Raw genomic sequence first — 14,093 nt, 5'->3', positions numbered from 1 at the left:
GATCAGGCCTGGCCGGCTGCCGCGTTGATCGGCGCCATGTCGAAATAGTCGCGCCAGGCGCTGATCTTTCCGTCCGTGACTTCGAATACCCCCATCACCGGGAGCGCTACCTCGGCGCCGTTGATGGTGAAGACGTCGACGCGTTCGTTCATCACCACGCTGCCGTCCGCGACCTGACGCTTGATCTGAAAGTCGATGTTTCCGAAGGCACCGACAAATTGCTCGATGAACGCGCGGACGGCCTCGCGGCCGACAACGGGCTCCATCGGAATGTTGTGATAAACGACGTCATCGGTGAAGTACTCGACGATCTTCGCGACATCGGCATTTGCCCACAGTGCGCAGAATTCGGTGACCAGCTTGTCCGGTGTCATTGTGTGCCAGCCTCTTTCGAATTGTCTTCGTGGGGTTCGATGATTGCCATGATGCTTTCGATCTCGCCTGCCGGTATCCCGAAGTACTCGGTGACGAAAACCGTGACGGCCGGCGCCTGGCCAGGTGTTCCGAGATCCAGCAGATACCGCGCTACGACGCTCTCGCCCCACTCGCGCAGCGCGAGTTCACGTATCGCCACGATTCCGCGATACTGCTGCCCCTGTTCGAGCTCGTTGCTGATGAAAGCGCCGGTGTCACCGGTTCGCTGACCGTTCTCGACTCGCCAGGCGTCGGCGGCAAAACGGACCTTCGTTGCGTCGTGAGTGAGCAATGCGTTCACGTACTCACGTGCCATGGCGATGCGCCCGCTGACCGCAGACTCCGTGGAGTGCTTGGCAATTGCACCCAGGATCGACTCAGCCAATTCTGGTCGGCAGATCACGAGGTCCGGCAGGTAGGGGTGAGATTCGTTGTAGAGCAACGGCGAACCGTCGATGCGGCTGCAATGCAGTCCTGCTGCCTGCGCGACGCCGACCGGAGCCGCCGAATCCCATTCCCACTGCCCACCGGCGTGCAGATACGCATCGACCTCACCACGCACCACCGCCATCGCCTTGGCGCCGGCCGACCCCATGTGCACAACGTCTGCGCCGAGTTCGGCAGCCACGGCTTCGGTGAATGCGGGTGGCCGCGAGCCACTGACGACTACCCGGAGCGGAGAGTTGGCAGTCACCGAGACTGCCTCGTCGCCACTGGAATAGACGGCGCCGAGCGCGGGCTGCGACACCGCGGCTGCGGTAATCCCGCTATCGCGTTCCCAAAGCGCCACGTGCACTGCCCAATCCGAATGATCCGGGAGTCCGTATTCCTTGGAGCCGTCGAGCGGATCGATGATCCAGACTCGGGACGCCTCCAGGCGACTGCGATCATCGGCCGATTCTTCCGAGAGCACGGCATCGCCCGGCCGCTCGGCCGCCAACCGGTCGAGGATGTAGGAATCGGCGGCCTTGTCGCCCCGGCGACCCAGCTCACGACCGTCGTCGACACCCAGACCCTCGGCTCGGATCCCCAGGAGGATCGCACCAGCGGCCTGCGCCAATTCCGCCGCGAGTGCCTCGTCGGCGATTCTGCTGTGTGTGGATTCGCTCACCGGTCCAACACTTCCATAATTCGCAGCGCAAGTTCGGTAGGCGTTCCGTCTTCGGGTCTGATCACCAACTCGGGGCTTGTCGGAGCTTCGTAGGGATCGTCGACGCCGGTGAATCCCTTGATTTCCCCGGCCCTGGCCTTGGCGTACATACCCTTGGGGTCTCGGGCTTCACATTGCTCGATCGGGGTGTCGACATAGACCTCGACGAACTTCAGTCCAGCGGCCTCGTGCGCCGCCCGCACTCGATCACGATCTTCGCGGTACGGGCTGATCAGGCAGGCCACTGCCACGGCCCCGGAATCGGCGAACAGTTGCGCCACCGAGCCGACTCGGCGGACGTTCTCGGCGCGGTCATCGGCACTGAATCCCAGATCCGCGTTCAATCCGTGCCGGAGGTTGTCGCCGTCGAGGCGGTACGCCGGGATACCCGCGGCCACCAAACGCCGCTCGAGTTCCACCGCGATCGTGGACTTACCCGAGGCCGAGAGACCGGTGAGCCACACAGTCCCGCCGGTAGTCGCACGTTCCTCGCGAGAGACCTCCGAACTGTGCCAGACGACGCGCGATTCCTTGAGTGTCGGTCCGTTGATCATTCCGGCTGCGACGGTATTGCCCGTGGTCTCGTCCACGAGAATGAAGCTGCCTGTCACGCGGTTGCGGCGGTAGGGATCGAACATCAACGGCTGCTGCGTCTTGATCGAGATGCGACCGATCTCGTTGAGGGACAAAGATTCTGCCTGCTCGTCGCGGTGCAGAGAATTGACGTCCAGGCGATAGTCGAGCTTGACGATCTGCGCCTTCGTGGAGCGCGTGGTGTGCAGCAACGAGTAGCGATTGTTCTCCGACAGCGTGGTCTGTTCGGTCAGCCAACAGACCATCGCATCGATTTCCTGCCCGACCTGCGGCCGGTTGTTGAGCCGACACAATTGGTCCCCACGGCTGACGTCGAGATCGTCGGTCAGTTCGATGCACACGGCCGCGGGCGCAAACGCCTCGTCGATCACGTCGCCGCCCGGCCCGTGCACTGCCTTCACCGTCGACGTGAATCCAGAAGGCAACGCCACGATTTCGTCGCCCGGCTTGAAGACGCCACTGGCCACTGTTCCCGCGTAACCACGGAAATCGTGGAGGTCGGCGTCGGTCTGCTTCTGCGGACGGATCACGTACTGCACCGGAAACCGAGCGTCGATCAAGTTGCGATCCGACGCGATGTGCACCTGCTCCAGATGGTGCAACAGCGACGGCCCGTCGTACCACGACATGTTCTCTGTCCGCGCAACGATGTTGTCTCCCAACAGCGCCGAGACTGGAATGAACGTCAGATCGTGGACGTCCAACTTGATCGCGAACTGCCGGAATTCTTCCTTGATCTCCTCGAATCGTTCCTGAGACCAGCCCACCAAGTCCATCTTGTTCACACACAACACGAGGTGGGGAATACCCAGGAGAGTCGACAGGAAGGCATGGCGCCGCGTCTGTTCGAGCACTCCTTTACGGGCATCCACCAGGATCAGGGCGAGATCTGCCGTCGAAGCGCCGGTCACCATGTTGCGGGTGTACTGCTCGTGCCCGGGAGTGTCGGCGATGATGAACTTGCGATGAGGGGTGGCGAAATACCGGTGGGCCACGTCGATCGTGATGCCCTGTTCACGCTCGGCGCGCAATCCGTCGGTCAGTAGCGCGAGGTTGGCGTACTCGTCTCCGCGTTCTCGACTGCTCCGCTCCACAGCCTCGAGTTGATCCTCGAAGATCGACTTGGAGTCGTAGAGCAACCGGCCGATGAGTGTGGATTTACCGTCGTCGACACTGCCCGCCGTAGCGACTCTCAGCAGTTGCGGCATCAGAAGTACCCCTCTTTCTTACGATCTTCCATGCCGGCTTCGGAAATACGGTCATCAGCTCTGGTTGCGCCACGCTCGGTAATACGGCTCGCAGCAACCTCTTCCACGACGGTGGCCGGATTTTCGGCCGACGATTCGACGCATCCGGTGCACGTTGCGTCGCCGACCGTGCGGAAGCGCACCAACGCCTCGTAGGACTCCTCACCCGCGCGGAGCTCGAGGAAGCGGGTGCGTGCCAACAGCATTCCGTCCCGCGGAACCACCTCACGCCGATGGGCGTAGTAGATGCCGGGAAGGTCGATTTGCTCGCTCTCGATGTACTGCCAGATGTCGAGCTCTGTCCAATTGGAGAGCGGGAAGATCCGAATATGTTCGCCCTTACGGTGTTTGCCGTTGTACAGGTTCCACAGTTCAGGCCGCTGCACCTTGGGATCCCACTGCCCGAACTCGTCTCGGAAGCTGAACACCCTCTCCTTGGCTCGCGCTTTCTCTTCGTCGCGGCGAGCACCACCGAACACTGCGTCGAACTTGTTGTCGCGAATTCCGCGCAGCAACGCGTGCGTCTGCAGGCGATTGCGACTGGAACCGACTCCGGTGTCCTCGATGACGCGTCCGGCGTCGATGTCGTCCTGCACGCTGGAGACGACAAGCCGCAGGTTGAAGCGATCGACCGTGCGGTCACGGAACTCGATCACCTCGTCGAAGTTGTGACCGGTGTCGACGTGCATCACGGCGAACGGCAATGGCGCAGGCCAGAACGCCTTGGCTGCCACGTGCAGCATCACGACGGAATCCTTACCTCCGGAGAACAGGAGGACCGGCTTTTCGAAGGTCGCTGCGACTTCGCGGAAAATATGGACCGCCTCCGCTTCGAGGGCTCGCAGATGCGACAACTCGTAGGCGGGCGGGGTCTGGAGTGTTGCCATGTCTTTCGCTCCTGAGCATCACTGACTCCGTTGCGGGAACTTCGTCACCGCATCGGTACATTTATGTACCGGACTGGTTCTAAATTGAACGCAATCACAGAATAGAACTCGTTCTACCCAAAGGTCAATGACCGGCAACCAGACGTCACAGACCGCGAACCGGACTCCGTCCACCAACTTCCGCCGTCACCGCATCCGCCGCCGAGACCAGAGCCGCGGCGCGTCGCTCGATCTCGGCACCCGAAATTGCGCCGCCGACATACAGCGTGAGCACCAGCGCCTGGTGCCCTTCGGCGTCGTAGGTCGGGGCGGCGATGAGACTGACCGGATGCTCGTCGTCAGAGCTGATGTCGCGCCCCAGGTACACCCGCTCACCCAGGCTCGAGACCATCTCACCGAGCAGCTCACGCACTTCGGGCGGAAGATCGTGCGTCGCAACGCCCGCCATCAACGTGTGAAGTCGCTGCCCCACCGGATCCAGACTTTCGACCAGGTACCCCGCGGATCGGCACTCGCGGACCACGTTCCACAGGCGCTCGCGATCCAAGCGCACCGGCAAGCTCGGCTCCTTGCTCAGCCAACTGTCCATGTCGTGATCCGAACCCCAGAGGACGTACATCAGTCCGACCGGCGGAGCGAACGGATACACCTGACCGACCTTGGCGGTGCGACGCGCGCCGATCGGTCCGGTCACTTCGAGAACACTGATCTGATCACCGATCACACCGGACGCCGTGCACGTCGTGCCGAACTCCGCGCTCACCTTCTCCAGGTGGGTGCGGGCAATGGGTCCGACGGCAAATCCTCGCTGAGCTGCACGTCCGGCCGCGATCAAAGCTGGACCGAGCCCGTAGGTCTTGGACACCTCGTCCCGTGTCAGGTACCCACGGTCAGCCAGCGCCGTGAGAATTCCCAGGCAGGTCGGCTTGCTGATATCGAGGGCGCGGGCGAGTTCCGACAGCCCGAACCGCTGGTCAGGGCGGCCGACGAGGTAGTCGAGCACCTGAACCACCCGTTCGGTGGGAGGCGATTGCCTCCCCCTCGAGCGACCCTCTTCAGGCGCCTTCTCCGGTCCACCCATTGACCACTCCCTAGAACGCGTTCTATTGTCGAATACCAAACATCTACCCCATAGGTACATATTTGTACCACGACGCTCTGGGCCGGCGACATAGTCGGAACTGTGAGGAGCCAGCGTGCTGACGGACCCGTTTGCCGAGGCGATCGCCGAAGCCGAGAAATTGATCGAGACTGCGCCGCACATCAGATCCGAGCAGGATCTACTGGAGGGATACCAATATCTGGCCGGCGGAATCATCGCGACGACGCATGCCGCGTGGGCCGGTGAAAAGACCCATCCGAGTTTCATCCAGGGCACCGGACCGTTCACCAAGATGGGTCTCGACAACCCTGACACCCTGTACTTCGGCGCTCGTATCAACGACGACAAGGAATACAAGGTCACCGGAAAGCGCGGCACCACAGCCGATCTCAGCTTCCAGGTATTGAGCGGAAACTACACCAACTCGAATGTTCCCGGAAGCGAGATCGCCTTCGACGACCGCGAACTCGAGATAGACGACGACGGCAACTTCGTCGCGTGGTTCGGCCCCGGTCCTGCCGACGGGCGAGCCAACTACTACACCCTGGCGCCAGGATCCTCGCAGTTGGTCGTGCGCGAGGTCTACAGCGATTGGAGTCAGCAGCGCGGCGTGATCCGCATCGAGCGCACCGATTCGATCGGGATCGCTCCGCCGCCCCTCACCGCGGAAGAGACCGAGAAGCGGTATGCACGGGCCGGGAAGGCCCTGGTCACGCGGGTCAAGACGTGGCTGCAGTTTCCGGAGTGGTTCTACCTCAAGCTCACGGTCAACACCATGACCGAACCGCGACTGACTCCGGGCGGACTGGCGACGCAGTACTCGTCGGTGGGACATTACGAACTCACCGACGAGCAGGCGATGATCATCACCGTTCCGGCGTCGGACGCACCGTATCTCGGCTTCCAACTGGGGAGCCTCTGGTACATCTCGCTCGACTACGTCAATCATCAGACCTCCCTCAACAACGGCCAGGCGCAGGTCGATCCGGACGGGATGGTCCGAATGGTGGTCAGCGCGAAGAACCCCGGTGTCACCAACTGGATCGAAACCGTCGGACATCCGCGCGGCATTCTTCAGTTCCGTTGGCAGCGCGTATCCCGTGAGCTGACGCCCGAGGACGGCCCAACCGTCGACATCGTTCCAGTCGAAGATATTGCGAAGCACCTGCCGCATTTCGACACCAACGCCATCACCGCCGAGGAGTGGGCAGCGCGAATTGCCCAGCGCCAGGGCGCCATCGACAACCGAATGCTGGGGTAATCATGACCGCATTGCTCGAAGACCGTGTAGTAGTCATCTCCGGAGTCGGTCCGGCACTCGGCCGCGCTTTGGCCCTTCGTTGTGCGTCGGCCGGCGCGAGTCTTGTTCTCGCAGCGCGCACGCAATCGCGACTCGACGACGTCGCGAAGGAAATCGTCGATGCCGGTGGACGCGCTGTCACCGTGGCCACTGACATCACCGACCAGGCTTCCGCCGAGAATCTGGTGGCCGAATCCATTGCCGCCTACGGCAAAGTCGACACCCTGATCAACAATGCATTCTCGATACCGTCGATGAAACCGTTGGCTCGCACCGATTACCAGCACATCCGCGACAGCATCGAGTTGACCGTGCTCGGGGCACTTCGTCTGACTCAGCTGTTCACGCCGGCCCTTGCCGAGTCGGACGGCTCCGTGGTGAACATCAATTCGATGGTGTTGCGGCATTCGCAAGAGCGTTACGGCAGCTACAAGATGGCGAAGTCCGCCCTGCTCGCCATGTCGCAGTCCCTGGCCACCGAACTCGGCCCGCAGGGAATTCGTGTCAATTCGATTGCACCCGGCTATATCTGGGGCGATACCCTCAAGGGTTATTTCGCACACCAGGCGGAGAAGTTCGGCATGACCGTCGAGCAAATTTACGAGCACACCGCCTCGAACACCGACCTCAAGCGCCTACCGACCACGGATGAAGTATCCGACGCGGCGATCTTCCTGGCGTCTCCGATGGCCAGCGCGATCACGGGCCAATGTATCGACGTCAACTGCGGCGAATTCCATCACTAGGAGCACCATGACTGAACGCACTCACGTCGGCACCGTCGAGGATCTCCACGCCTCGGCAACGCGGATGACCGGACTTACGGATTTCGGCGTCGACGATTACACCGAGGCTCTGTCGGTCCTCCTCGAGTCCTACGACCGCGACGAGGATCTGACCCCCTTCGGCAGCAAGATCTCTCGGGTATTCCTTCGCGGCGCGCTGGTGGCACGTCTGCTCAGTGAATCGGCATGGAAGGAACACCCTGAGCACGCCGACGTCAAGATCGAGCGTCCGATCTTCGTCACCGGATTGCCGCGCACCGGCACCACGGCCCTGCACCGCCTCCTCACAGTCGACCCGGCCCACCAGGGCCTCGAGATGTGGCTGACCGAGTTTCCGCAGCCTCGACCACCTCGTGACACGTGGGAGTCGAACCCGGTCTTCGCCAAGATCGAGGAGACGTTCGGCCAGCACCACGTCGAGCATCCCGAATTCATGGGCGTGCACTACATGTCAGCCAGTGAAGTCGAAGAGTGCTGGCAGCTGCTACGCCAGACGTTCAAGTCCGTGTCCTACGAGTGCCTGGCGAACCTGCCCACGTACTCCGCATGGCTGAAGGACCAGGAATGGTCGAATGCCTATGCACGACACAAGAAGAACCTGCAGTTGATCGGTCTGCCCGATCAGGATCGACGGTGGGTCCTCAAGAACCCGAGCCACCTGTTTGCGCTCGACGAATTGATGCAGGCGTACCCCGATGCGCTCGTCATTCAGACTCACCGCTCCCCTACGACGATCATTCCGTCGGTGTGCAGCCTGGCCGCTCAGGCCACGGATGGTTGGTCGAACACGTTCACCGACAAGGTGATCGGCGAAAGTCAGCTGGAATTGTGGGCCAGGGGTCTCGAGCAGTTCGACAGTGCACGCGCACACCACAATCCGGCACAGTTCATCGACGTCGACTATCAGGACTTCGTCACCGATCCGCTGGGCACCGTCGAGAACATCTACACACACTTCGACATCCCGTTGACATCTGCCGCGCAGCAGTCGATGGAGGCCATGCACGAGGAAAGCCGCTCGGGCGCTCGCCGACCTTCGCACAAGTACACGCTCGAGGAGTTCGGTCTGACGAAGGAGCAGGTGGAAGAGCGATTCGGAACTCGCTGACCACCGCTGGCCGACGACCTCGCTGACAACTGAAGCCTCGCCGATCGGCGGGGCTTCAGTGATCGAAACGCGGTCAGCTGCTGAGATGCTCACCCAGCAGTCGGTCCAACTCGACCGGCGCCTCGTCCGGAATCCAGTGGCTCACGCCGCTGAGAACCTCGAACCGGTACGGGCCGTCGACAAACGCGGGGGTGAGCGCAGAACCCTTGGGCCCGATGGCAGCATCGCCGTCGCTCCAGACGTGCATGGTCGGCACGGTGACCCGGGCAGTTGCGGGGTTCGGCTTGGTCATCCACATCGCGCGATACCAGTTCAGACCACCGCGCAGGCGGCCGGGAGCCAGCATGGCATTCAGATCGCGCCGTGCGTTCTCCGGCGTCTGTCCGCTCGAGATCAGGAACTTCTCACCCGCCGACGTGGAGGACAGAACCTTCTCGGGAACGAAGGGCAATTGGAACGCCCCCATGTACCACGATTTCAGTCCCTGTGTGCTGGTCACCATCGCCTTGACGAACGCAAGTGGATGCGGAACCGACACCGCGGTCACGGTATTGAGCAAATCGGGACGCTCGGCAGCGACCTGCCATGCAACTGCGGCACCCCAGTCGTGGCCGACCAGGTGCACCTTCCCCACACCGAGTGCGTCGATCAATGCGACAGAATCTGCGGCAAGCTCGGACCCGCGGTACGCCCAGCGCGCTTTCGGCCGCGCGCCAGGAGAATACCCTCGCTGATCCGGTGCGACGGTACGGAAGCCGCGGACGTGCAGTAGCGGTGCGAGCTGATCCCACGAACTCGAATCCTGCGGAAAACCGTGCAGGAGGACCACGACCGGACCGTCGATCGGCCCTTCGTCGCGTACGTCGAAGGTCAGTCCGGACCGGGAGTACGAGGTGAGGCGATCCGCCGGTGAAGTCATAGCGCCACGCTAGCCTTCGCGACACCCGTAACCGGAGCCTTTTCGCCGGCACGCAGGAATTGACCTGTCTTTTCGGTTCCGAATCCCGGGGCGAATTCGCCGTCGCTGTAGACGAGTCGGCCGTTGATCACTGTCGCGACGGCTGCATCGTCGCTGCGGTTGACCATTCGGCTGATCCCGCCGTACTCGGGGACGGTTGCCTCGAACAACCCGTCGACCGACTCGTCGAGCCCGGCCGGGTCGATGACAACGAAGTCCGCGCGGTCACCCTGGCGTAGATGCCCGGCATCGATTCCGTACCAGTCAGCCAGTTCGCCGGTCAGGCGGTGGATTGCGCGCTCGATGGTCAGGAACGGCTTGCGATCACTCTGGGCGTCCTTGACGCGCTTGAGGAGCCGCACCGGGTAGTTGTAGAACGCCATGTTGCGCAGATGCGCACCGGCATCGCCGAAGCCCATCTGTACGCCGGAACTCGCAGCGAGTTTCTTGGCGAACTTGGGACGATGATTTGCAATGGTGGTGCGCCAGCGAAGATCTCGCCCGTACTTGACCACCAAGTCGAGGTACGCGTCCACCGGGTGCACTCCCCGGATGTCTCCGACCTGACCGAAGTTCTTGCCGATCAACGTCTCGTCCGGGCAACCGACGATGACGGCGTCGTAGAAATTGCGGTGCCAGATGCGGGGTGAGAACTTGTTGTCGTAGTCCTTGCGGAATGCGCGGCGGTACGACTCGTCCTGGAGCAGCTTGTTGCGCTCCACCTGGTCCTTGAGATGCAACGCGGCGGCGCCGGCACCGAACTCCTCGAACACGACGAGGTCGATTCCGTCTGCGTAGACCGTGAAGGGAACCGGAAGGTGCTGCCACTTGAAATCGGTCTTGGCGAAACGGTTCAGCAGTGGGGCCGCAGCGAGCATGAAGTACACGATCACCGGGTAGGCCTTCGAATCCGCACCGGAGAGCAGCGAAGTCTTGAGCGGCTTCTTGCGTCCGATCGCAGAACTCTCGACGAAGAACGCCGCGACGTTCGGATGCAGGTTGATGGTCGGAGCGCTCTGCAAGATCTTTCCGCGATCACGAAGGATACGGTTGAGGAAACGGAACTCCTTCCACCGCGCGTACGTCGACGGCAAAGAGCGAGAACGGTATTCGTCGCCGTCGATCTTGTCGAGGGCATTGGTCATCGACGACAGACCCAGCATCCCCGCATCGATGGCGTCCTCGAGCATCGAGCCCATACGCCCGAGCTCCGAGCGGCTCGGCTTGACCTTCTTGTCTGTGCCTCGCCCCAAACCGAGTACGTGCGTGCGAATGTCGGAGTGGCCGATGAATGCCGCGACGTTGGGTCCGAGCGGGAGCGCGTCGAGTGCGGCGGTGTAAGCGGCGGGGCCGCTCCAAGTCTTGTTCGCTTCGAGGATGCTCAGCACCGCATCGTGGGGAACTGCTTCGACTCGGCTGAACAGGTCCGCGATCTCGCGCGGGGTCGAATACACCGTAGACAGTGAGCAATTACCGAGCACGACCGTCGTGACGCCGTGGCGAACCGATTCCGGAAGCCCTGGGCTGACCAAGGCTTCGGCGTCGTAGTGCGTGTGGACGTCGACAAAGCCGGGGAGAACCCACTTGCCGGCCGCATCGATCACCTCGGTGTCCGGTCCGATTTCGAGGCGCGTCGTGGACACCTCCGCGACCACGCCGTCTCGAATTCCGAGATTTCGACGTAGACCAGGAGCCCCCGTCCCGTCGAACCACAACCCGTCGTTGACCACGATGTCGAAAGCAGACACTGTCGGACTCCTCGCCTCACGTATGTGTTACCTCACGTTATAGACAGCGTTGAGTAAAAGTCAATGAACCTTACGAGCGAATACATAAGATGTCGGAATGGCTGCAGTCCCCCGCTCCCCCGAAGACCGTCAGAGGCAAATCCTCGAGGTGGCAGTGCACATGTTGCGGACCGAGCCTTTCGATCAGCTGTCGATGGACCGGGTTGCGGCCGAGGCCGGCGTCTCACCGCCGCTGCTGTTCCACTACTTCAAAAACAAAAAGGGTTTCCAGAACGCCATACTCGAGGCCGCCTCGGCCGATCTCGAAGATCGAATGCGACCGGATCCCGAGCTACCGATCACGTCCCAGCTGCGTTCAGGTATCGAGACTTTCGTCGATGCCGTTATCGAGCACCCCACCATTTACCTTGCCGTTATGCGGATGGCCGGCAGCGGCGACGTCCGGATGCGCACGATCTACCGCGGGATGCGCCGCACCTTCACCACGTGGATCGTCGCCGCGCTCACGGATCTGAGCATCGAGTCGAATGCGACGGTCGAGGCAACCATTGCCGGATGGCAGGCATTCATGGAGGAAATCGTCGTCAACTGGATCGACGAGCCGACCCTCGAACGAGGCGAGATGGTCGACCTCTGCGAACGAATTTTCTATCACTGCCTACCGGCCGCCGGCATCAGCGTCGAGCAAATTGTGGCGGCAACGGTGGCTGCGACAGCTAGCGAGTCCGGCGCAACACAACTGTGATCTGCGCGCCGGGGTTTCACAGGTGGTCACGATTGGGTATCTTGCTTGCAGTGGCGCTGGACCACGACCCCAACACATAAAGGATCCAACATGGAGTCTGTCGAAAACGTATTGCCCGAGGGTGTCAAGCTCGAAGACATCTTGAGTGTCCTCAAGGTCGCAGTTGCGGGCATCGGCCTCATCAGCGCGTTGTCGGCATTCAGCTGATCGCAAAGCGTCATCGACAGGCCGGACTTCGGGGAGTCCGGCCTGTTTTTTGTTTCCGTTCCTGAACAATCCGTGAACTTCTCAGCAACTTCAGCGCAAAGTGGTCATTTCGACCCAAACAAGCGTCCAATTTGCTAATTTGTGTCTGCGACACGAGGTCGCATGGAAACACCACGCAGACACAACCTTGTACATACACACCTGTACATACGACACGGAGGACCGAAACATGGGTTCCATCAACACCCTCAGCGCCGTCATCGACATCATCAAGGTCGTCCAGCCGTTGATCGCCAAGCTCAACCTCAGCTGATTCGCTTGCACCACACCCCTGCCAGGGCGTAACTCGAAATGGGGCCGACAATGTCGGCCCCATTTTCCGTCGGCGCCTGACCTCAGCCGAGCGCCTTCTTGATCTCTCCTGCCAGCGCCGAGGCCAGTTGCGGCGGCACCGCATTGCCGATCATCGTGCGCACCGCTCCCCACTTGCCTTCGAAGACGTAGTCGTCGGGAAAGGTCTGGAGGCGAGCAGCTTCTCGAACGGTCAACGAACGGGTGTGTTTCGGATGCACATTGCGTGAAGCCGAGATCATCCCGAACGTGGTTCCGACCGTCGACGCCGGCTCGTCCCACCGCAGTCGCTTGTACGTCGTGTTGTATCCGGACGACGGTCGCATGGCCGGATCTTCGTTGTCGTGAGCCGACATTCCTTCCGGCACATCGCGCAGCCACCGCAGGACGTGCTCGGGATGCTCGACGGCCCAGTGCAGCGGATCTGTTTCGCATGCCTGCCCCGATTCCAGCGGGGCCAGGTCGACGGTGGCGTCACGAAAAGTTCGCAGCGGCGCAACACCATTCACGCCGTGAGTCTTCGGCGGAAAACACAGTGGCCCGATACCACTGTCCCGGCGCGTCGCCACGATGAACACTCGCTCCCGGAACTGCGGGACTCCGTAATCCTGCGCGTTGACCGTATTGATCGACGCGTCGTAACCGCGTGCAGTCATTTCGCCGAGAATCCGGTCGACGACCATCCCGCCGTCCGGGTCTTTCATGCTCAGCAGCAGCCGAACGTTTTCCATCACCACGACCTTCGGCCTCACCAGATCGGCGAGCTCGAGTAGGTTCCGGAAGAGATGGTTACGCGGATCGTCGCGGTCTCGGCGGCCGGCGAGACTGAAACCCTGACACGGCGGTCCCCCAGCCAACACATCGATATTCACTTGTGCCAGAAGATCTTTCACACGGGCTTCGTCGATCGACCGGATGTCCTCACCGAGGCACTTCGCGCCGGGGAAGTTCCGATCGAAGGTAGCGCGCGCCTCCGGCACGACTTCGATGTATCCCTCCACCGAAAACCCCGCCATCCGAAAGCCTTCGGCCATACCGCCACAACCCGAGAACGCCGTCAATACGGTGGGGCCGCCGCTTCCTGCCCCTTCGATTGCACGCCGGGTCACCGAGGCGGGGTCGTTGACGGGTGTCGCCCGACGCGCGCGGGTGCTACCGCTCGATCGCTTCCGGGGCGCCGCGTAGGTGCCCTCGCGCTTCGCGGATTCCAATGCGGTGAGGGCCGCGAGAACTGCTCGCTCCGCCGGTGGTTTGGGATACGCCTTGTCGAGTTCCCACGCGGAGACGACGGCTGACGAGACTCCCGCGAGGCGGGCGAACTGGAACTGACTGATCCCCACGTCCATGCGCCGCGATCGCAGGTCCTGTCCCGAAATCAAATCAGTGCCTCACTCATGTGGTCCGCTCGCTCCGGCAGCCCAGACTATCTCAGCCGACGACGTGAACCAGGACTACACAAGAGAGACCGGCAGGCGGTATGCCTGCCGGTCTCCGACA

Annotated in this window: 13 protein-coding genes; 5 read left to right on the top strand and 8 right to left on the bottom strand. The window is 61.9% G+C overall.

The window, feature by feature from the left end; all coding sequences use genetic code 11:
• Positions 1-2 precede the first annotated feature (2 nt).
• The 5 genes from ACFT1A_RS25890 to ACFT1A_RS25870 form a co-directional block, all read right to left on the bottom strand.
• Entirely contained in the window at positions 3-374 is a 372-nt protein-coding gene (locus tag ACFT1A_RS25890) for a limonene-1,2-epoxide hydrolase family protein (protein ID WP_378449317.1), read from the bottom strand.
• A complete protein-coding gene (locus ACFT1A_RS25885) occupies positions 371-1,525 on the bottom strand; it encodes a 3'(2'),5'-bisphosphate nucleotidase CysQ (protein WP_378449316.1) in 1,155 nt (384 codons plus the stop codon). The genes ACFT1A_RS25890 and ACFT1A_RS25885 overlap by 4 nt, the downstream gene beginning before the upstream one ends.
• On the bottom strand, positions 1,522-3,366 hold the full coding sequence (cysC, locus tag ACFT1A_RS25880; protein ID WP_378449315.1) for an adenylyl-sulfate kinase: 1,845 nt from the start codon (positions 3,364-3,366) through the stop codon (positions 1,522-1,524). Before cysC ends, ACFT1A_RS25885 begins: the two co-directional genes overlap by 4 nt.
• Positions 3,366-4,292 carry a sulfate adenylyltransferase subunit CysD gene (gene cysD / locus ACFT1A_RS25875; protein ID WP_378449314.1) on the bottom strand — a complete coding sequence of 309 codons (927 nt, stop codon included), beginning with the start codon at positions 4,290-4,292 and terminating at the stop codon, positions 3,366-3,368. Before cysD ends, cysC begins: the two co-directional genes overlap by 1 nt.
• A gap of 145 nt (positions 4,293-4,437) precedes the next feature.
• Positions 4,438-5,373, bottom strand: a complete 936-nt coding sequence (locus ACFT1A_RS25870) for a helix-turn-helix domain-containing protein (RefSeq protein WP_378449313.1) — start codon at positions 5,371-5,373, stop codon at positions 4,438-4,440.
• Positions 5,374-5,488: 115 nt separating this feature from the next.
• Here ACFT1A_RS25870 and ACFT1A_RS25865 point away from each other — a divergent pair, with 115 nt between their 5' ends.
• Genes ACFT1A_RS25865 through ACFT1A_RS25855 form a run of 3 tightly spaced genes read left to right on the top strand, consistent with a single transcriptional unit; the run spans position 5,489 to position 8,587 of the window.
• Complete coding sequence (locus ACFT1A_RS25865) at positions 5,489-6,655, top strand: hypothetical protein (RefSeq protein WP_378449312.1); 1,167 nt, start codon at positions 5,489-5,491, stop codon at positions 6,653-6,655.
• A gap of 2 nt (positions 6,656-6,657) precedes the next feature.
• Positions 6,658-7,440, top strand: a complete 783-nt coding sequence (locus ACFT1A_RS25860; protein WP_007726165.1) for an SDR family oxidoreductase — start codon at positions 6,658-6,660, stop codon at positions 7,438-7,440.
• Positions 7,441-7,447: 7 nt separating this feature from the next.
• Positions 7,448-8,587 (top strand): sulfotransferase family protein, encoded by a 1,140-nt coding sequence (locus ACFT1A_RS25855; protein WP_378449311.1) that lies wholly within the window; start codon positions 7,448-7,450, stop codon positions 8,585-8,587.
• A 73-nt stretch (positions 8,588-8,660) separates the two neighbouring features.
• Here the strand turns inward: ACFT1A_RS25855 and ACFT1A_RS25850 are convergent, their stop codons facing one another.
• Both ACFT1A_RS25850 and ACFT1A_RS25845 read right to left on the bottom strand, forming a co-directional pair.
• Positions 8,661-9,506, bottom strand: coding sequence for an alpha/beta fold hydrolase (locus ACFT1A_RS25850; RefSeq protein ID WP_378449310.1), 846 nt, complete (start codon positions 9,504-9,506; stop codon positions 8,661-8,663).
• Positions 9,503-11,293 (bottom strand): amidohydrolase family protein, encoded by a 1,791-nt coding sequence (locus ACFT1A_RS25845; protein ID WP_378449309.1) that lies wholly within the window; start codon positions 11,291-11,293, stop codon positions 9,503-9,505. Before ACFT1A_RS25845 ends, ACFT1A_RS25850 begins: the two co-directional genes overlap by 4 nt.
• Positions 11,294-11,390: 97 nt before the next feature.
• On the opposite strand from ACFT1A_RS25845, the gene ACFT1A_RS25840 reads away from it, so the two are divergent.
• Both ACFT1A_RS25840 and ACFT1A_RS25835 read left to right on the top strand, forming a co-directional pair.
• Positions 11,391-12,038 (top strand): TetR/AcrR family transcriptional regulator, encoded by a 648-nt coding sequence (locus ACFT1A_RS25840; RefSeq protein WP_378449308.1) that lies wholly within the window; start codon positions 11,391-11,393, stop codon positions 12,036-12,038.
• Positions 12,039-12,432: 394 nt separating this feature from the next.
• Entirely contained in the window at positions 12,433-12,558 is a 126-nt protein-coding gene (locus tag ACFT1A_RS25835) for a hypothetical protein (protein WP_003941303.1), read from the top strand.
• An 82-nt stretch (positions 12,559-12,640) separates the two neighbouring features.
• On the opposite strand, the gene dcm is transcribed toward ACFT1A_RS25835, so the two are convergent.
• Positions 12,641-13,942, bottom strand: a complete 1,302-nt coding sequence (gene dcm / locus ACFT1A_RS25830; RefSeq protein WP_378449307.1) for a DNA (cytosine-5-)-methyltransferase — start codon at positions 13,940-13,942, stop codon at positions 12,641-12,643.
• Positions 13,943-14,093 lie beyond the last annotated feature (151 nt).

The sequence above is a fragment of the Rhodococcus sp. NPDC057135 genome, from assembly GCF_042670865.1.
Lineage (GTDB): Bacteria > Actinomycetota > Actinomycetes > Mycobacteriales > Mycobacteriaceae > Rhodococcus_F.
Note: the sequence above shows the minus strand (reverse complement) of the source record. Positions and strands in the feature narration are given on the sequence as shown.